Origin of the sequence: Paenibacillus oryziterrae (assembly GCF_042610485.1) — a bacterium.
Classification (GTDB): Bacteria; Bacillota; Bacilli; order Paenibacillales; family Paenibacillaceae; genus Paenibacillus_AQ.
The window spans coordinates 1-18,803 of the sequence record NZ_JBGJZO010000025.1; the positions used below are offsets into that span (position 1 = coordinate 1).

Consider the following 18,803-nt stretch of genomic DNA (forward strand, 5'->3'; position numbering starts at 1 on the left):
ATCCGGTATTAGCTACCGTTTCCGGTAGTTATCCCAGTCTGAAGGGCAGGTTGCCTACGTGTTACTCACCCGTCCGCCGCTAACCCAAGAGCGATCCGAAGATCGCCGTTGAATCCGCTCGACTTGCATGTATTAGGCATGCCGCCAGCGTTCGTCCTGAGCCAGGATCAAACTCTCCAAATTGGTATTTAGAAAGAGCGATAGCTCATTTTGAAACATCTGACGAGAATTTTCATTCTCACGATGGAATTTCGAAAGCGTGAAACACGCGATGAAATCCATCAGTTTTGGATTTTACTTTCGTAAAATCCCACTCACTCGTTGTTCAGTTTTCAAAGATCAATGTCTCTTCGTCGTTGATGTTTTGTCGCATCAGCAACTTTTATAATATATCACATCCAGCCGTTCAATGCAAGCTCTTTTTTTAAGTTTCTTTCGAGCGAAGCATCCGTATTTCTTGGCCGGAATAAGAATATACCATGTATTCAGATCTTGTGCAAGCTTTTTATGAAAAAGTATTTCAAAAGCCGATTGTTACATTAGTAATAGGTATTCCATTTAAAGAAGTGGCCGAGGGACCCGCAATGCTGCGGACCCCCTTTTAACCACATCTCATCTATTATTACTCCGTACGATTACGCATATGAGGGAATAACAGCACATCGCGGATCGATGCAGAATTAGTAAGCAGCATGATCAGGCGGTCAACGCCGATACCCAGTCCGCCTGTTGGCGGCATTCCGTATTCCAGAGCGCGGATGAAATCATCATCCATCTCATGTGCTTCATCGTTACCTTGCTCTTTCTCATGGATCTGTGCCTCAAAGCGCTGACGCTGATCAATTGGATCATTAAGCTCACTGAAGGCATTAGCATGCTCACGCGCAACAATGAACAACTCGAACCGGTCGGTAAAACGCGGGTCTTCGTCGTTCTTCTTGGCAAGCGGCGAAATTTCTACCGGATGACCGGTAACAAAAGTCGGCTGAATCAAGGTCTCTTCTACAAACTGCTCGAAGAAGGCATTCAGTATATGTCCGAAGGTCATATGCTTCTCAACCGGCACACGATGCTCTTTGGCCAATGCCTGTGCTTCCTCGTCACTCATATGCACACTGAAATCCACACCGGTAACTTCTTTAACTGCATCCACCATGGATACACGGCGCCACTGCGGCGTTAGATCCACTTCATGACCTTGATAGTTAACTTTAAGTGTACCGAGCACTTCCTGGGCGATATGGGCAATCAGATTTTCGGTCAAAGCCATAATATCCTTATAGTCGGCATAAGCTTCATACAGCTCAATCATTGTAAATTCCGGGTTATGGCGGGTAGAAATACCCTCATTACGGTATACACGGCCAATTTCATACACTTTCTCCAAACCGCCCACAATCAGACGTTTCAAGTGAAGCTCAATGGCAATCCGCATGTAGAGTTGCATCTCAAGTGTATTGTGATAAGTAATAAACGGTCTCGCAGCGGCACCGCCGGCAATGGCATGCAGGGTTGGTGTTTCCACTTCGAGGTAGCCCAGCGAATCCAGGTAACGGCGCATGGATTGGATAATCCGCGAGCGCGCAATAAAGGTCTGCTGCACTTCAGGGTTGATGATGAGATCGACATAACGCTGACGATAACGAAGCTCAACATCCTTCAGTCCATGATATTTCTCCGGCAGCGGAAGCAGTGATTTCGACAGCACCTCAAGATTATGTACCTTAATAGAGGTTTCTCCCGTTTTTGTCTTAAAAATCATACCTTTTACGCCGACAATATCGCCCAGGTCGAGAATGTTGAATCCGGCGTACTGAGCTTCCGGAATACTGTCCTGACGTACATAAATCTGAATTTTGCCGCTCAGGTCCTGAATATGCGCGAAGCTTGCTTTGCCCATGACCCGTTTAGCCATAATCCGTCCGGCTACGCTGACTTCTACTGCCTGCTCGTCCAACTCTTCTTTAGTCAAGCTGTCATACTTAGCAATAAGCTCTCCGGCATTTGCCGTACGTTCATATTTTTTGCCAAAAGGATCGATTCCAAGGGCGCGGAGCTCGTCCAATTTGGCGCGGCGGATCTGCAGAAGTTCACTTAACTCCTGTTCCTGGTTGTTCTCATTGTTATTCATTTCTTCCGTCATGCTATACATCCCCTTCTTTTCACTCAAGTTATGCCATATACGTAAGAAGAAACGGCTTGCCCATCCTCACAGGGACGGATTCCGTTTCTCAGAAAAATATTAGATCATAAACGGGTTATATTTTGAAAAAAGCTTCCCAAAGGAAGCTTTCTTCAATCACTACTGACCGCATCCAAAGCTGCAATATCAAAGGCGTAGGGCACAGTAGACGCGCAGTCTATAATTTACTTCATCTTGATATCGATGATTTTATATTGGATAACTCCAGCAGGTACACTTACATCAACAACAGTTCCTTTTTTCTTGCCGATAATCGCTTTGCCTACCGGACTTTCATTGGAAATCTTATTGTTAAGCGGATCGGATTCAGCAGTGCCGACAATGGTATACTCCATGGTGTCGCCATACTCCATATCCTCAACGATTACGGTAACCCCGATACTTACCACATCCGTAACAATTTCGTTGCTGTTAATGATGCGCGCGTTGCGGAGCATTTTCTCTAAAGTGATCACTCGGCCTTCAATAAAAGCCTGTTCATTCTTCGCGTCTTCATACTCCGAGTTCTCACTGATATCACCATAACCAATGGCTACTTTAATCCGTTCCGCAACTTCACGGCGTTTCACGGATTTGAGGGTCTCTAACTCTTCTTCCAGACGCTTTAGACCGTCCGATGTAAGGATGACTTCTTTATCGCTCATCTCAACCGATTCTCCTGTCGTTATACATTTATTGAGAACAACATAACTATATGCGAATCTGAAGGGATCAGAACCCTCCTTGCTGCATTGCTGTAACTGTAACGGCAATTTTATACTGTGAAATTATATTGGAACCGCTACAAAATGTCAATGACGCCCCATATAATGTTCGCTGCAATCAACAATTGTTAGGAGAAGGGCCTTAAACCGCTGAAAGAGAAGCTTCTAAAGTACTGGTTCCGCTGTCTTCAGCATTTTGTAGTTGTTCAACAAAATCGTGCAAAATCTTCACCATGTCATCGCGTTTTGTCTCTTCCATGATAACGTCTTTCACTCGGGCTGCACTTTTGAATCCTTTGAGATACCATGCCATATGCTTCCGCATTTCGCGCACGGCTACGGCTTCCCCTTTCAGCTCGATGAGCCGGTCCATATGGAGAATGGCAACCTTAATCTTCTCAGGCGCTGACGGCTCGGGCATAAGCTCCCCTGTGTTCAGATATTGCACTGTACGGTACAGCATCCATGGATTACCCAGCGCTCCGCGGCCAATCATTACACCATCACAGCCGGTTTGATCCAGCATAGCCCGTGCATCCTCCGGTGTATTCACATCACCGTTGCCAATAACAGGAATAGAGACTGCTTCTTTAGCCATGCGGATATAGTCCCAGTTCGCGCGCCCCGTGTACAGCTGTTCCCGCGTCCGGCCGTGAACACTAACCGCCTTGCCGCCTGCCTTCTCCACCGCGCGTGCATTCTCCTCGATAAAAATATGCTCGCTGTCCCAGCCGATGCGCATTTTTACAGTGACCGGCTTCTCAACAGCTTCCACAACCGCAGAGACCATCTCATAAATTTTATTCGGATCCAGCAACCAGCGTGCACCCGCATCGCTTTTTACTACTTTGGGTACAGGGCAGCCCATGTTGATATCGATAATATCGGCATTGGTCTCTTTATCGACAATTTTTGCCGCTTCAACCAAGGACTTTCGGTCCCCTCCGAAAATCTGCAGACTGAGCGGCTTCTCCCGCTCGTCTACAAACAACATCTCGCGTGTACGTTTATTTCCATGAACAATAGCCTTGTCACTCACCATCTCAGCACAGACAAGGCCAGTTCCAAACTCCTTGGCAATCAGCCGAAATGCCGGATTACATACACCGGCCATCGGTGCGAGAACCACCTGATTTTTCATTTGGATATCGCCGATTTTAAGCATTGCCGTTCACTTCCTTTATGCTCTAAATGATGTATTACATCGCTGAGTCAGTTAGTTCCCGAGTGCTAACCCCCAGAACATTCGCAATTTTATTTAAAATTTGATCTTCTAAACGTCTGTTTCCCCTCTCTACTGCACCAAGTACAGCAAGGGAAACCCCAATATGATCCGCCAGTTCCTGCTGAGTGTACCCTTTTAATTTACGGAATGCCCGGACCCTTCGTCCCATACGCTTGTTGTCCAAATCCGAATTCCATCCTTTCCATCCATATCCTGCAGTGCTGAAGTCACAAGGCTGCGAAGTCCTGATTCCTCGTCCTGCGGTACAATGTCACTCAGCGGAAAGAGCACAAAAGCGCGCTCCAGCATCCGCGGATGGGGAAGTGTTAAGTGAGACGTGTCCATAGACTTTCCTTCTACCCACAATAAATCCAAATCTACTGTTCTCGGGCCATTTAGTATATCGCGTGTCCGGCCTAGTCCAGCTTCGATCTCAAGCATAACTGTTAACAGCTTCTCCGGTGAAAGCGTAGTTCGAAGAGCGGCAGCCATATTCAAGAATTGCGGTTGATCCAGATAGCCTACCGGATCCGTCTCGTATACTCCCGAAGTACGAATAATGCTAATGTCCTCATGGCTATCCAGCCGTTTTAAAGCCTCCGCCAGTGTCCCTTGACGGTCGCCCAAGTTAGCCCCTAAAGCAATATAAGCCTCTGATATTTCAGAGGTAGTGTGTGTGTTCATAAGCCTAATCTCACTTTCTGGTTCTGCGTAGTTCAACAGTCACTCCCTGGAAATGAATGTCGAATGGCGGATGCGGTTTGGTCACTTTGACCGTTAATGCATTGATAACAGTATAAGTGTCGAGTAACGCGGATGCAATAACTTCTCCCAAGGCTTCGATCAGCTTAAAGGATTTTTTTTCGACAATACTTTTAACTAATTCATGAACCTCGGCGTAATTCACGGTTAAGGTAAGATCATCACTCAGGCCGGCCTCACGCAAATCAAGTTCCAGCTCAAGATCAATATAATAACGTGCCCCCAGCTTACGTTCCTCTTCAAATACGCCGTGGTAGCCATAGTACTCCATCCGGTGAAGCTTCATTTTATCCATGGAAAAACCGCCTTTTCAAGTAAATGTCGTTCAACGTTAGTTTCGCATTTCTGGTGCTACTGAATATAGCATGGCGTCACACATCACGGTAGTTCGTTTAATCTTAGCTACATCATGCACGCGAATGATCTGGCAGCCCTGGGCAATCCCGAAGGCAACAGTAGCCGCAGTACCTTCCACTACATCATCAGCTGGCAGGTCGAGTGCGGTTCGGATAAATCTTTTGCGCGAAGTGGCCAGAAGAAGGGGGTAGCCCAGTCCGGTCAATGTGTCCAGGGACATCATCATCTGCAAGTTCTCCGTATAATCCTTAGCAAAGCCGATGCCCGGGTCCAAAATAATATTTTCCGGTTTCACCCCCGCCGCTAAAGCCAGCCGGGCGCTGGATTTCAAATCGGTGACGATGTCCTTCATCATATCATCGTAGTTGCTATCCTTACGGTTATGCATGAGGATTACCGGACATCCCGCAGCAGCCATCACATAGGCCATATCCGGATCCGCTTTACAGCCCCATACATCGTTGATGATATGTGCGCCTGCAGCAATAGCCCTACGTGCAACTTCTGCTTTATAAGTATCTACAGATAAAATCAAATGCGGGGCCGCTGCATGAATGCTCTCAATGACAGGCAGCACACGAGCCAGTTCCTCTTCCAGACTTACCGGGTCATGCCCGGGACGTGTGGACTCCCCGCCGATATCGATGATATCCGCACCCTCCGCTGCCATCTGCATCGCATGACTTACTGCTTTGTCCGGATCATTCCAAAGACCACCATCCGAGAATGAATCCGGGGTGACGTTGAGAATACCCATAATAAGAGTACGATCCCCAAGGGTCAGTGAACTGCTTCCTAAGCTGTATTCTCTCTTATATAATGTTGGTCTCATTTCAGCATAACGTCCTTTCATTATAGAGCAGGCGCAACGTCGTCGTTATAGAACCAGCTATCCCGTCTCCAACCTGATAGCGCTCATCCTTCTCATACAACGCAGTAACCGGTACGATCTCCTGAATGGAGTTCGTCAGGAATATCTCGTCTGCTTGTTTCAGCTGCTCCCAGGAGTACAGGCCCTCCTCTACCGGAACTCCGGCGGATCTAGCCAGCTCCAGCACCATTTCCCGGGTAATTCCGGGCAGGATGCCTGTCCCTGTATCGGGCGTGCATAATACGCCATCCCGTACAAAAAAGAGATTGCTGACGATCCCCTCAGCCAGCTCATTGCCTGCGGTCAGCATTAGTCCTTCTGCTCCAGCAGCAGCCGATGGATATCCGATCAGCTCCCTTTTCGCCAAAATATTGTTCATATAATGGAGAGACTTGAAGCGCACTCCGCCCTCAGGTGTGTTCCGACGCAATGACAGCAGCTGCAGCCCCTTCCCCTTGGTGTACAACTCTTCCGGTACTTGAGGCAGCGCTTTGATATACAGCAGGAAATTTGGATGGGCATAGTCTCCCGCAGGCAAACCCAGAATATCCTCGCCGGCCGTTACGGTGTAACGGATATAGGCTTCTTCAAGCTCGTTCATCTCCATCAGCCGGCTGATCCCGTCCTGCAGCTTGACGATATCTAGATGAAACGGAATACCTAGTTCGCTGCAGCCGGCTGCCATCCGTTTGAGATGCCGCTCCAGCAGAAAAGGCTTGCCCTTGTAGGTCCGGAACGTCTCAAACAGACCAACGCCATATAAAAAGCCGTGATCCAGAGCAGAAACCACGGCATCTTTGGCGTCAATCACCATGTTATTTAGTCCAATATATTTCATGCCGTTTCGCCGGCTCTCCGTTTCAGGAAGTTGCTTAGCATGGTGTGACCATGCGAGGTAATAATGGATTCGGGGTGAAATTGCACGCCCTCAATCGGGTAATCCCGGTGGCGCAAAGCCATGATCTCACCCTCAGCAGTTTCTGCCGTAATCTCAAGGCAATCCGGCAGGCTTTCACGCTCCACAAGAAGGGAGTGATACCTTGTTGCCGTAAACGGAGACTCCAGACCTTCGAATACAGAGGTTCCGTTATGGTAGATCGGCGATGTTTTGCCGTGCATGAGCCGCTCGGCACGAATGACGTTGCCGCCGAAGGCCTGACCGATCGCCTGATGTCCGAGGCATACGCCAAAGATCGGAATGACGCCTTTGAAATGATGCAGTACATCGAGACTAATACCCGCTTCATTCGGAGTACAAGGTCCCGGGGAAATCAAAATATGATCCGGTGCAAGCTGCTCAATCTCTGAGATACTGATCTCATCATTGCGGTACACCTTCACTTCTTCTCCCAGTTCTCCTAAATACTGAACGAGGTTGTACGTAAAAGAATCATAATTATCGATGACCAAAATCATAGTGTTGCTCCCCCTTTGGTGCCGCCGGCATTACGGGACTCCTGCTGATGTTCACTGCAGAGAACCGCCTTGACTACCGCTTTGGCTTTATTATGGCATTCCCGGTATTCCCGGTACGGATCCGAATCAATCACAATTCCGGCACCTGTCTGGATATAACCGATTCCATCCTTCACTGCAAGTGTTCGTATGATAATATTTAATTCCATATTACCGTTATAGTCAATCCAGCCCATCGATCCAGTGTAAGGTCCGCGCCTTACCGGTTCAAGCTCTTCGATGATCTCCATGGTTCTGACTTTAGGCGCTCCAGTGATCGTCCCTCCCGGAAACAGCGCAGCAATGACATCGTAAGCATCTTTGCCTTCTGCAATCTTGCCCTCCACTTGAGAGACCAGATGCATCACGTGGGAGTAGCGCTCTACAGTCATGAGCTCGGGAACACTGACAGAGCCATAGGCTGCGACACGGCCGATGTCATTGCGCTCCAGATCGACAAGCATAATATGCTCGGCGGTCTCTTTCTCATTCCCGCGCAGCTCCGCCTCCATGGCGGCATCCTCCGCGGGAGTGAGGCCCCGGCGACGGGTGCCGGCGATAGGGCGGGCGCTCACCCGGTCCCCGTGCAGCTTCACCAGCAGCTCCGGCGAAGCGCTGGAAAGTGCAAAGCCGGGGGAACGAAGCAGCCCCATATAAGGGGACGGATTGAGCTTGCGCAGCCACTCGTAGATATCCTCCGGCGACGATTTCAGCAGCGCCTGCTGGCGCAGCGAGAGGTTGACCTGGAATACGTCGCCTTGGCGGATGTATTCCTGAACATCAAGTACAGCCTGTTGGAATTTCTCGCGGGTGAACTCCGAAGTCATGCCGGGCCATTCTCCCGAGGCATCGGCGTATAGAGATGAGATGTAATCATCGTCTACAGCAGCAGGCTTCTCCGCAGAAATCTCAAGCCATTGCTCCAGCATTTCTCCCGCACGGGCTTCAGCCTTGGAATACAGCTCTTGGAGTGCCTCAGTCGAAAGTACCTCTCCGTTCAGCGGAACATGCAGCGCGCAGAACAGTTCGTTCTTATCATGGTCGTAAATCCATAGTTCTTCCATTCTCATGAATAGAAAATCCGGAAATCCCGGCTTGTCCTCGGCAATGACAGGAAGCCGTTCAAGTGAACGTGCGACATCATAACCAAGGAATCCAATACATCCACCCGTAAATGGAGGAATGTCTGAAGAGCGCAGACGGGGTGAAGTGAACGACGTCATCCATTTCTGTAAAAGTTCCAAAGGTTGACCTTGGCATTTTTCCATCTCCAGCGGCTTCCCTATGTTCACATCACGATAATCCAGAATTTCAGCAGATTCGCCTTTACCCTGTAGTACTGATACGGGGGAAAGCCCCAGATAGGTATATCGCCCGCCTTTCCCGCTCTCCAGTACTACCGAATACGGAGATGCCGATTCCCACGCTTTTTTCCAGGAGGAAGGCAGACCTTCGGCACCCGGATTCGTTTGTATGATGTAAGGCAGCATATTCCAGTCTTCACCGGCCCACTGCTCCCATTGTTCCCAAGATGTTAGAATCTCCAAGTTCATCCTCCTAGAAAGACAATTCTCTACCATTCGCTTATTGCCTGTCAGTATACTGTAACTATTGCTGTTTTGAAAAGCCCGGACTTTCTTGTATTTGCAAAAAAAGCCTCCGCAGCCACTGGTATAGCGGCAACGGAGGCTTTAATAATCTTATTATAGTTCCAGGGACGAAGATTATACTTCGAAATTGTACAGCGGTGTGCTCAGGTAGCGTTCCCCGTTACTTGGAATAATCGCTACTACACGTTTGCCTGCACCCAGTTCTTTAGCAACCTTGATCGCTGCAGTTACAGCCGCACCGGAAGAAATACCTGTAAGAATTCCTTCTTCTTTGGCTACACGGCGTGCCATTTCAAACGCTTCGTCATTCTCAACGTGAATAATCTCATCATAGATGTTCTGGTTAAGAATATCAGGAATGAAGTTAGCGCCGATCCCCTGGATTTTATGAGGACCTGGTTTGCCGCCTGCCAGAATTGGCGAAGCTGCCGGTTCAACCGCATAAATCTTCACATCAGGGAATTTCTCTTTGAGCACTTCACCGGCACCCGTAATGGTTCCACCTGTACCAATACCTGCTACAAATGCATCCAGCGTGCCTCCGATGGACTCAATCGCTTCCACGATTTCCGGTCCGGTTGTCTCACGGTGAATCTTCACGTTCGCAGGATTCTTGAACTGCTCAGCGATAAAGAAGCCAGGGTTCTCACTTAAGATTTGTTCTGCTTTCTTCACCGCACCATTCATACCTTCCGACCCTGGCGTCAATACCAACTCCGCCCCGTATGCACGCAGCAGGTTGCGACGCTCCAAGCTCATGGTTTCAGGCATTACGATAACAACTTTGTACCCTTTAGCCGCAGCTACCAGGGCCAAGCCAATTCCGGTGTTGCCGCTGGTTGCTTCAACAATAGTATCACCGGGCTTCAGACGGCCTTCCTTCTCCGCTTCCTCCACGATGCTGATTGCAATGCGGTCTTTCACGCTGGAGCCCGGGTTTTGGTATTCCAGCTTCAGATAGATATCCGCAGCACCTTCTGGTACGACCCGGTTCAGTTTGACGAGAGGAGTGCCTCCGATCAGTTCTGTTACATTGTTAACGACTTTAGCCATGTGCAAAAACCTCCTTGGAATGGATGGATATGAGAGCAATTGTGAGATAGCAATGTAGGCGTATAATCGCGGATAATTGGTTCCCCGCAATCTTTATTTCCGAGTAAATCAGTAGGCTTTATATTAATATCATATTATCAATCTTGGTGACGATTGTCAATATCAATTGCCGCATCATATTTAACCCGCAAATCGCTCTCCACCTGCTGCAGCGGAGCTGCTTGCTCCAAAGCCATTTCACGACGCACCTGTTCCCTAATCTCCCGCTCATCAGGCATTTCTGGCGATGTCACACGCTCCAAACGAATTATCGCATAGCTATTCTCATACTCAAGGGGGCCGGCGATATCACCCGCATCCAAACCTGCCGCCGTCGTAAGCAATTCTTCGGGCCAAAACGGGTCATCTTCCTCCACTGTCCCCAGGCTGCCGCCTCTTGCACTGCTGTCCTCATCAATGGATAACGCCTTTGCCAGCTCCGCGAAATCTTCACCCTGCTCCAGACGATCCATAACGGACTCAGCTTCTGCATAGGTATGTACCTCTATCAGGGAGAGGTCCATGGTCTTTTTCGGAAGATACCGGTCCTTGTTCTGCTCTAAATAATCCGAGATTTCAGACTCTCCGATTTCAATGCCTGCGGTTGCCACTGCTTGCAGCGTAAGGCGGTACAGCGTTTCTTCGCGAATCTCCTGGCGTGATAATCCAAGCTCCGACAACATCTGGGCATAATACTGTTCCTCCGAGCTATAACCAGCCATGGTATTCCTAAGTTCCTGATCCACCTCATGCTCTGAAATTTGAATACCCAGTGCCTCAGCTTCCTTACTGACTGCAATACGGTTAATTATACCCAGCAGCACTTCATCACCATGCTTGTGCTTAAGCTCCTCCACCCATTGCTGCTCTGTAATTCTCTGATCGGCTACGGTGGCAACCTCCCGCACAGGGTCAGGGGTCTTGTTTAGTAGACTGTAGCGCAGGCTCCAAATGAGCAGCAGAACCAGTACAAGAGTTACAACAGTCAAGCTAATAGCCACCTTGCGCAGTGTTCGTTCCTGTCTAGTCACCATACCTTACGATTTAGCCTGGTCAAGAATGACCTGCATTTCATCCTTATTGAAGACATAGGCTTCGTTGCAAAAATGACAAACGACCTCGGCTTGTTCATCCTCTTCAATCAACCGCTCCAATTCATGTTGTCCCAGGCTGACCAGCGTCTTCTCCACTTTTTCACGGGAGCACTGGCAGGTAAAGTGAATATCCATCTGATCCAGAATTACCGCATCCGGGAGAAGGAACGTCAATATTTCCTCCGGCCCAAGACCTTGAGCCAGCAGCGTGGTTACGGAAGGCATCGTTTGAATCGTATGCTCAATCTCGCTGATTTCATCATCGGTAAGTCCCGGCAGCAATTGAATAATGAAACCTCCCGATACGATAACGGAATGATCCTCAGCCACCAGCACCCCAAGGCCAACCGCGGCCGGAGTCTGCTCGGATACAGCAAAATAATACGTAAAATCATCACCTAGCTCACCCGAGATAAGCGGTATACTTCCGCGGTATGGCTCTTTTAATCCCAGATCCTTGACGACATCGAGATAACCCTCTGTTCCTACAGCACCGGCTACGTCCAGTTTGCCTGGACTTTTACTCGGCAAATCGACATGCGGGTTATGCACGTAGCCGCGCACTTCCCCATCAGCATTCGACTCCGCAATAATCTGCCCCAGTGGACCGTTACCTTTTACAGTGATATTCAGTCTCTCTTGACCCTTGAGCATGGCTCCCATCATGGCCGCTGCGGTAACCGTACGCCCCAGAGCCGCGGTGGCTGTAGGCAGCGTATCATGTCTGCGCCGCAATTCATCGACTAGTTCTGTTGTCCGGACGGTAAAAGCTCTCACTTTTCCATTCAGCGCCGTTCCCCGGATCAGCCGATCCTTCATATTTTCCATTGGTTCCATACTCCTCCTGTTCCTTAATCATAAACATTCTCTATTTTTATTTGTTCCGGTCGTAAATAATGCGCAGGCCTTCCAGCGTGAGCATAGGATTCACTTCGTGAATACAATCCGTTTCACCGGCAATCAGTGAGGCAAGCCCTCCGGTAGCAATTACTTTTAAATCCGGTGCATTCATTTCGAGTTTAATTCTTCTTACAATTCCCTCCACTTGACCGGCATAGCCGAAAATAATTCCGGCCTGCATCGCATGCACCGTATTACGCCCAATGACCTTTTTGGGTCTCTCCAGCTCAATACGCGGAAGTTTGGAAGCACGCTGATACAAAGCCTCTGTCGAAATTCCAAGTCCAGGAACAATCGCACCGCCAAGATAGTTGGCCCCTGCATCAATACAGTCAAATGTGGTGGCCGTTCCGAAATCAACAACAACGAGCGGGCATTTATACTGCTCAATAGCAGCAACAGCATTAACAATACGGTCCGCTCCCACCTCACGCGGATTCTCATAACGCAGATTAAGGCCTGTCTTGATGCCAGGACCTACCAGAAGCGGATCTTTACCAATGTATTTAACGCACATGTCCACAATAACCTGCACGAGTGGAGGTACTACTGAAGAAATAATAACTCCCTCAATTTCTTTAAAGTTCAGGCCCGACATTTGAAACAAATTGTGAATGAGCACTCCATATTCATCCACAGTAGATTGACGGGCGGTACTGAGGCGGAAGTGGTGTAGCAGTTCCCGCCCCCGGTATACCCCGAGAACAATATTCGTGTTACCGATATCTACAGCCAGCATCATGAGAGCGGACCCTCCTTCTTCGCATTCAGATCCAAACTGATATCCAGACTGGAAAAAGAATACGTAAGCCGGCCGACAGAAATCACGTCCACACCGGACTCCGCAATACCGCGGATCGTCTCCAGCGACACATTGCCCGATGCTTCGGTCTTAATATGAGGCGCTTTTGTCTTAATTCGGCGCACCGCCTCTTTCATCAATTCAACGGACATATTATCCAGCATAATAATATCCGCTCCGGCAGTTAAAGCCTCCTCAACCTGCTCCAGGTTCTCCGTCTCCACTTCAATAGTCATCGTATGAGGAATATTGGCCCGAGCGCGACTGACAGCCTGGCGGATTCCACCAGCTCCCTTGATATGGTTATCTTTGATCATCACGGCATCATAAAGACCAAACCTATGGTTCGCTCCCCCGCCCACTCGGACAGCATACTTCTCCAGCATCCGGTGACCGGGTGTTGTTTTACGGGTATCTACCAGCCTTGTCGGCAATCCATCCAAAGCCTGTACGAACGAAGCTGTACGCGAGGCAATGCCCGACAAACGCTGCATCAAATTAAGCGCAAGACGCTCACCGGTCAGAATGGCATGGGTACTGCCCTCAACCTCACAAAGTACAGTTCCTTTGGTAACCTTCTGGCCTTCTTGAACAAGGGCAGTGAACTGCAGACTAGGGTCCACCACCTCAAAGACCAGTTCCGCTACCGGCAGTCCGCAGACAATACCGTCTTCTTTGGCATGAATAATCCCCTTGGACTCATGTCTGGCGGGAATTGTGGTTTGGGTCGTTATATCTCCCGAGCCTACATCCTCACGCAGCCAGCCCCTTATAGACTGCACTAATTCCTCGTTATATCCATTAAACATCATCGCTTGTTTCCTCCACTATTCCGATCTCACGAATTTGGAGCAGGTGCTTACGCCACTGTTCGTCGTTCCGCTGAGGATAATCCTCGCGGTAATGAGCCCCCCGGCTCTCCTCACGCGCCAGTGCTGCTTCAGTAATCAGCAGACAGCAGGTCAGCATATTGGCAAATTCGAATTCTTCCCGTTTAACCATGACACTTCCGAAGATCGGAAGCTGCCGTTTCAGCTCCTCAAATCCCTTGGTCAGCATTTCTTCATTGCGGCGCAATCCGACGTAACGGACCATAACCTTCTGTAGCTTGAGCCGCCGTTCGACAATCGCCTGGGTTGAATGCTCACTTCGCCCTTCCGAGCTACCGGCAATCACTCTCTCGCTATTCAGCGGAGGAAGTTCCCGCACCCGTTCTATAATCCGCCGACCGAACACAATGGCCTCGGACAGAGAATTACTAGCCAGCCGGTTAGCCCCATGAACACCTGTAGAAGAAACCTCTCCACAGGCAAACAGCCGGGAGATATTACTCTCTCCGTTCAGATCGGTTTTGATGCCCCCCATCATATAATGCGCAGCAGGGGCCACGGGAATCCAGTCACTTGTAATATCCAGTCCGTAACCCATACAGGTTTCATAAATCGTCGGAAAACGGTGCTTCACCATCTCAGCAGATTCATGCGTAATATCGAGATATACAAAAGTGGATTTGGTGATCTCCATTTCACTGACGATCGCACGGGCAACGATGTCCCGTGGCGCTAATTCAAGCAATTCATGGTACTTGTCCATAAACCGTTCCCCATGAATGTTTCGCAGTACTGCCCCTTCCCCTCGTACGGCTTCGGAGATCAAAAAGCGGGGAGCGCCGGGATAACTTAATGCTGTAGGATGAAATTGAATAAATTCCATATCCCGCACATGAGCCCCTGCCCGGTAGGCAATAGCTACACCATCTGCAGTTGCAACCTCCGGATTAGTCGTATATCGGTACAACTGGCCGGCGCCGCCAGTACATAGAACGGTTGCCGGCGCCTGCAAGAACAAGCGGCTTCCATCGGGTTGCTGAAGAAGAACCCCTAAGCATTCCCCGTTATCGGTAATGAGATCGATCACATAATGATCATCCCAAATTTCGATATTATCATTCGCTTCCACCTGCTTGGAGAGTGCGCGGACAATTTCATATCCAGTTGCATCACCGTTGGCATGCAGAATCCGTCGGTGACTATGCGCGCCTTCTTGGGTTAACGCCAGCACTCCATCCTCTTGATCAAACAGGGTTCCCAGACGGATTAGCTCATGCACACCTTCCGGGCCCTCATTCACAAGCACATCCACTGCGGTGGAAGAGCACAGACCAGCTCCCGCCATCAGTGTATCCTGCCGATGATATTCCGGAGAGTCATCATCAGCGATAACCGCTGCAATGCCTCCCTGCGCATAGCGGGTATTACTCTCCATTAATGCTTTCTTGGTAATCATCACCACGCGCCGGTCCTCGCTGGCTTTAATTGCTGTGAATAAACCGGCTATGCCTGAACCGATCACTATACAATCCGTCTTGACGGTAGGTATCTCCCGCAGGTCGAAATCTACCAGATATTGTGGAATCATGACTGCTATTCACCTGCTTCAACGAAAGAGTAGCGCATGCTACCGGACTTGTAGCATGCGCTCTAGGGATTGTCTGGCTTTGTCTGCAACAGCAGGAGGGACATAGATTTGCGGCTTCATCGTCTCCAGGCATTTTACCAGTTTTTTTAGATTGTTTACTTTCATATTAGGGCACACGAGAAATTTGGTAGCGAAATGAAATTCTTTGTCCGGGCTATCCTTCCGGAGCTGGTAGCCGGTTCCGTCCTCCGTACCTACGATAAACTGGCGGCGCTCCGATTTACGGCAGTAGTCCAAAATCGCCGTGGTGCTTCCTACAAAATCGCCCATAGCCACCACTTCTGGACGGCATTCGGGATGTACGACAAATTCTGCATCCGGATATTTAGCCTTCATCTCCACTACATCTTTAACGGTCAGCATATCATGAGTGTTGCAATATCCTTCCCAGATGATCAGCTTTTTGCCGGTCTTATCCTGAACGTATTGTCCCAGGTTCTTATCAGGCACCCAGATGATCTCTTCGGCATCCAGCGATTCAATGACCTTCACCGCATTGGCCGAAGTACAGCAAATGTCGGTTTCCGCCTTAATTTCTGCAGATGAATTGATATAGGTGACTACTTTGGCGTTAGGATGTTGGGCTTTCAGCTTACGCAGACCGTCCACATTGACCATGTCGGCCATTGGGCAGCCCGCACGCTCATCTGGAATGAGAACTGTTTTATTCGGAGCCAATATTTTGGCGCTCTCCCCCATGAAGTGGACTCCGCAAAATACGATGACTTCCGCATCTGTCTCTGCTGCTTTTTGCGCGAGCAGAAAAGAATCCCCGCGGAAATCGGCAACCTCCTGAACTTCATCACGCTGATAATAATGGGCCAAAATGATTGCATTGCGTTCCTTTTTCAATTGTTCCAGTCGTACACGCAGCTCCCTGTTCTGTTCCTGTTTGCGCTCAAGTGCCAGAGCTTCCACGGATCTTCCCCCTTATATCTTCGCGGCGTTATCGCCGAATCAATATTGTGTAAAGACTTTTGATTCATCATTAATGTACACAACGATCTACGCCATGTCAATGTAACGGGCCGGAGTCGAAAGCATGGATTTAGCTGCAAAAAAGCCCGGGGAACAGTGAAGTTCCCCGGGCTTTGTCTAAATTCATGTCTTAGGAAGCAATTAAACGAGGCTACCGCCGCCGCCTTTATTACCATCCTCGCCATCTGTTTCCGGATTACCCGGGATATCCTTGGTCAGATCCCCAAGGTTAGCGCTGGACTCATCGCTCTTACCTTGAATCCGAACACGTACATCCCCGATAGTATCAATTACCGGTTCTCCGGCTTCAACCGCAACAGCTTCACCTTCAGTAGCCGGACCGTCTTCAGACAAATACCCTTGCTCAATCAGTTCCGTGATCTGATCCAGCTCAAGAGTTTCTTTCTCCACCAGTGTATTCGCAATGAGGTGCATTTCTTTGGAATGCTTGATCAAGAGATCTTTACAACGCTCGTAGCATTGACGGATGAAGTTCTGCATTTCCTGATCGATTTCATATGCAATAGAATCACTGTAGTTCTGCTCATGTCCGATATCACGACCGAGGAATACTTGACCTTGGGATGTACCGAACTGCATCGGCCCAAGTTTCTCACTCATACCGTATTCCATAATCATGGCCCGCACGATACGGGTAGCCTGCTGGAAGTCACTATATGCACCTGTGCCGACTTCACCGATGAACAATTCTTCGGCAACACGTCCGCCGAGTAGCCCGGTAACTTTATCAAGCAGTTCCTGCTTGGTTACAATCATCCGGTCTTCCTTCGGAAGCATAATAACATATCCGCCTGCACGGCCCCGAGGGATGATGGTTACCTTGTGCACGACATCGGCGTGTTCAAGGAAATAACCCGCAATGGTATGACCGGCTTCATGATAGGCTACAATACGCTTCTCGCGGTCACTGATCACACGGCTGCGCTTCTCTGTACCCACAATAACGCGGTCAATTGCTTCGTCTACTTCCTTCATGGAAATATCCTTGCGGTTTCGGCGTGCTGCAAGCAGTGCAGCCTCATTGAGCAGGTTCTCCAGATCAGCACCGGTAAATCCGGTCGTCCGCTTGGCAATAACATCAAGCTTAACATCTTTTGTAATCGGTTTGTTGCGGGAATGTACCTTCAGAACGGCTTCACGGCCCTTCACATCAGGGCGGTCTACTGTAATCTGACGGTCAAAACGTCCCGGACGAAGCAAGGCAGGGTCCAGGATATCCGCACGGTTCGTTGCTGCAACAATAATGATACCTTCATTGCCGCCGAAGCCGTCCATCTCCACGAGGAGCTGATTCAATGTCTGCTCGCGTTCGTCGTGCCCGCCGCCGAGACCGGCGCCGCGCTGACGTCCAACGGCATCAATTTCATCAATAAAGATGATACAAGGCGCGTTCTTCTTGGCATTCTCGAACAAATCGCGAACCCGGGAAGCCCCGACACCTACGAACATTTCTACGAAATCAGAACCGGAAATACTGAAGAAAGGAACACCGGCTTCACCAGCAACAGCGCGGGCAAGCAGGGTTTTACCAGTTCCGGGAGGACCTACTAAGAGTACGCCTTTAGGAATGCGGGCACCTACAGCTGCGAATTTGCGTGGATCCTTCAGGAATTCAACGACTTCGACAAGCTCCTGCTTCTCTTCATCGGCTCCTGCAACATCCTCGAAGCTGACCTTCTTCTTCTCTTCATTATATAACCGGGCCTTACTCTTACCGAAATTCATGACCTTACCGCCGCCGCCCTGCGCCTGATTAAACAGGAAGAAGAACAGGATGAACATAATTACCAGCGGAATAATGGAGGAAAGGAATGTCAGCCAAATGCTGTTGCCTTCCATCTTCTTCTGGGTAAATTCCACACCGTTAGCGGTGCTGGCCTCTACGAGTTCAGTTATAGCAGCATCTGTTGGAGGAATATATGTGGAGAAGCTTTTCGACTTGGAATCAGTAGGCGCTTCTCTATACTCGCCGGTAACCAAGAAGGCGTTGTCCTCGAACTGAACGGTCAGCTTCTTCACATTGTTGCTCTTCAGTTCCTGCCGTAACTCGTCGTATCTAGGGAAATCGGCGGCTTCGTTTCCATTACTTACGAATTGGACAATGCCCACCACGACTAAAAATAAAATCAAATAAAAACCAGAATTCCGGATGAACCGATTCATCCCCTACCTCCTCTCACAACACTTAAGTTATTGTACCATAGCCTGTCGGGCCACCTCAAATGTGCAGTCCCCGATATCTGATCCGCAG

Annotated in this window: 18 protein-coding genes and 1 rRNA gene; all 19 read right to left on the reverse strand. The window is 49.3% G+C overall.

Annotated features, from left to right (window positions below):
- A 16S ribosomal RNA gene (locus ACAN55_RS20035) occupies positions 1–183 on the reverse strand; the annotation flags it as partial.
- Positions 184–622: 439 nt separating this feature from the next.
- Positions 623–2,143 carry a lysine--tRNA ligase gene (gene lysS / locus ACAN55_RS20040; RefSeq protein ID WP_379136973.1) on the reverse strand — a complete coding sequence of 507 codons (1,521 nt, stop codon included), beginning with the start codon at positions 2,141–2,143 and terminating at the stop codon, positions 623–625.
- A 224-nt stretch (positions 2,144–2,367) separates the two neighbouring features.
- Positions 2,368–2,847 carry a transcription elongation factor GreA gene (greA, locus tag ACAN55_RS20045; protein ID WP_379136976.1) on the reverse strand — a complete coding sequence of 160 codons (480 nt, stop codon included), beginning with the start codon at positions 2,845–2,847 and terminating at the stop codon, positions 2,368–2,370.
- A gap of 202 nt (positions 2,848–3,049) precedes the next feature.
- Positions 3,050–4,072 carry a tRNA dihydrouridine synthase DusB gene (gene dusB, locus ACAN55_RS20050; RefSeq protein WP_379136979.1) on the reverse strand — a complete coding sequence of 341 codons (1,023 nt, stop codon included), beginning with the start codon at positions 4,070–4,072 and terminating at the stop codon, positions 3,050–3,052.
- Between the two features lie 34 nt (positions 4,073–4,106).
- Positions 4,107–4,301, reverse strand: coding sequence for a helix-turn-helix domain-containing protein (locus ACAN55_RS20055; protein WP_379136981.1), 195 nt, complete (start codon positions 4,299–4,301; stop codon positions 4,107–4,109).
- Positions 4,268–4,816, reverse strand: coding sequence for a 2-amino-4-hydroxy-6-hydroxymethyldihydropteridine diphosphokinase (gene folK, locus ACAN55_RS20060; RefSeq protein ID WP_379136983.1), 549 nt, complete (start codon positions 4,814–4,816; stop codon positions 4,268–4,270). Before folK ends, ACAN55_RS20055 begins: the two co-directional genes overlap by 34 nt.
- A gap of 10 nt (positions 4,817–4,826) precedes the next feature.
- Positions 4,827–5,189 (reverse strand): dihydroneopterin aldolase, encoded by a 363-nt coding sequence (folB, locus tag ACAN55_RS20065; protein ID WP_379136986.1) that lies wholly within the window; start codon positions 5,187–5,189, stop codon positions 4,827–4,829.
- Between the two features lie 36 nt (positions 5,190–5,225).
- The gene (gene folP / locus ACAN55_RS20070) at positions 5,226–6,083 is read right to left on the reverse strand and encodes a dihydropteroate synthase (protein ID WP_379136989.1); all 858 of its coding nucleotides are present in this window, start codon (positions 6,081–6,083) and stop codon (positions 5,226–5,228) included.
- Position 6,084: 1 nt separating this feature from the next.
- Positions 6,085–6,960 carry an aminotransferase class IV gene (locus tag ACAN55_RS20075; protein WP_379136992.1) on the reverse strand — a complete coding sequence of 292 codons (876 nt, stop codon included), beginning with the start codon at positions 6,958–6,960 and terminating at the stop codon, positions 6,085–6,087.
- Positions 6,957–7,538 (reverse strand): aminodeoxychorismate/anthranilate synthase component II, encoded by a 582-nt coding sequence (pabA, locus tag ACAN55_RS20080; protein ID WP_379136994.1) that lies wholly within the window; start codon positions 7,536–7,538, stop codon positions 6,957–6,959. Before pabA ends, ACAN55_RS20075 begins: the two co-directional genes overlap by 4 nt.
- Positions 7,535–9,067, reverse strand: a complete 1,533-nt coding sequence (locus tag ACAN55_RS20085; RefSeq protein ID WP_379137138.1) for an anthranilate synthase component I family protein — start codon at positions 9,065–9,067, stop codon at positions 7,535–7,537. Before ACAN55_RS20085 ends, pabA begins: the two co-directional genes overlap by 4 nt.
- A 234-nt stretch (positions 9,068–9,301) precedes the next feature.
- On the reverse strand, positions 9,302–10,240 hold the full coding sequence (gene cysK, locus ACAN55_RS20090) for a cysteine synthase A (protein ID WP_379136996.1): 939 nt from the start codon (positions 10,238–10,240) through the stop codon (positions 9,302–9,304).
- A 137-nt stretch (positions 10,241–10,377) separates the two neighbouring features.
- Positions 10,378–11,313 carry a peptidylprolyl isomerase gene (locus ACAN55_RS20095; RefSeq protein WP_379136999.1) on the reverse strand — a complete coding sequence of 312 codons (936 nt, stop codon included), beginning with the start codon at positions 11,311–11,313 and terminating at the stop codon, positions 10,378–10,380.
- Positions 11,314–11,316: 3 nt separating this feature from the next.
- A complete protein-coding gene (gene hslO / locus ACAN55_RS20100; RefSeq protein ID WP_379137001.1) occupies positions 11,317–12,201 on the reverse strand; it encodes an Hsp33 family molecular chaperone HslO in 885 nt (294 codons plus the stop codon).
- A gap of 46 nt (positions 12,202–12,247) precedes the next feature.
- The gene (locus ACAN55_RS20105; protein WP_379137004.1) at positions 12,248–13,015 is read right to left on the reverse strand and encodes a type III pantothenate kinase; all 768 of its coding nucleotides are present in this window, start codon (positions 13,013–13,015) and stop codon (positions 12,248–12,250) included.
- Positions 13,012–13,887 (reverse strand): carboxylating nicotinate-nucleotide diphosphorylase, encoded by an 876-nt coding sequence (gene nadC, locus ACAN55_RS20110; RefSeq protein WP_379137007.1) that lies wholly within the window; start codon positions 13,885–13,887, stop codon positions 13,012–13,014. The genes ACAN55_RS20105 and nadC overlap by 4 nt, the downstream gene beginning before the upstream one ends.
- On the reverse strand, positions 13,877–15,493 hold the full coding sequence (nadB, locus tag ACAN55_RS20115; RefSeq protein ID WP_379137010.1) for an L-aspartate oxidase: 1,617 nt from the start codon (positions 15,491–15,493) through the stop codon (positions 13,877–13,879). Before nadB ends, nadC begins: the two co-directional genes overlap by 11 nt.
- Before the next feature lie 39 nt (positions 15,494–15,532).
- The gene (gene nadA / locus ACAN55_RS20120) at positions 15,533–16,471 is read right to left on the reverse strand and encodes a quinolinate synthase NadA (RefSeq protein ID WP_379137013.1); all 939 of its coding nucleotides are present in this window, start codon (positions 16,469–16,471) and stop codon (positions 15,533–15,535) included.
- A gap of 201 nt (positions 16,472–16,672) precedes the next feature.
- Entirely contained in the window at positions 16,673–18,715 is a 2,043-nt protein-coding gene (ftsH, locus tag ACAN55_RS20125) for an ATP-dependent zinc metalloprotease FtsH (protein WP_379137015.1), read from the reverse strand.
- Positions 18,716–18,803: the final 88 nt, after the last annotated feature.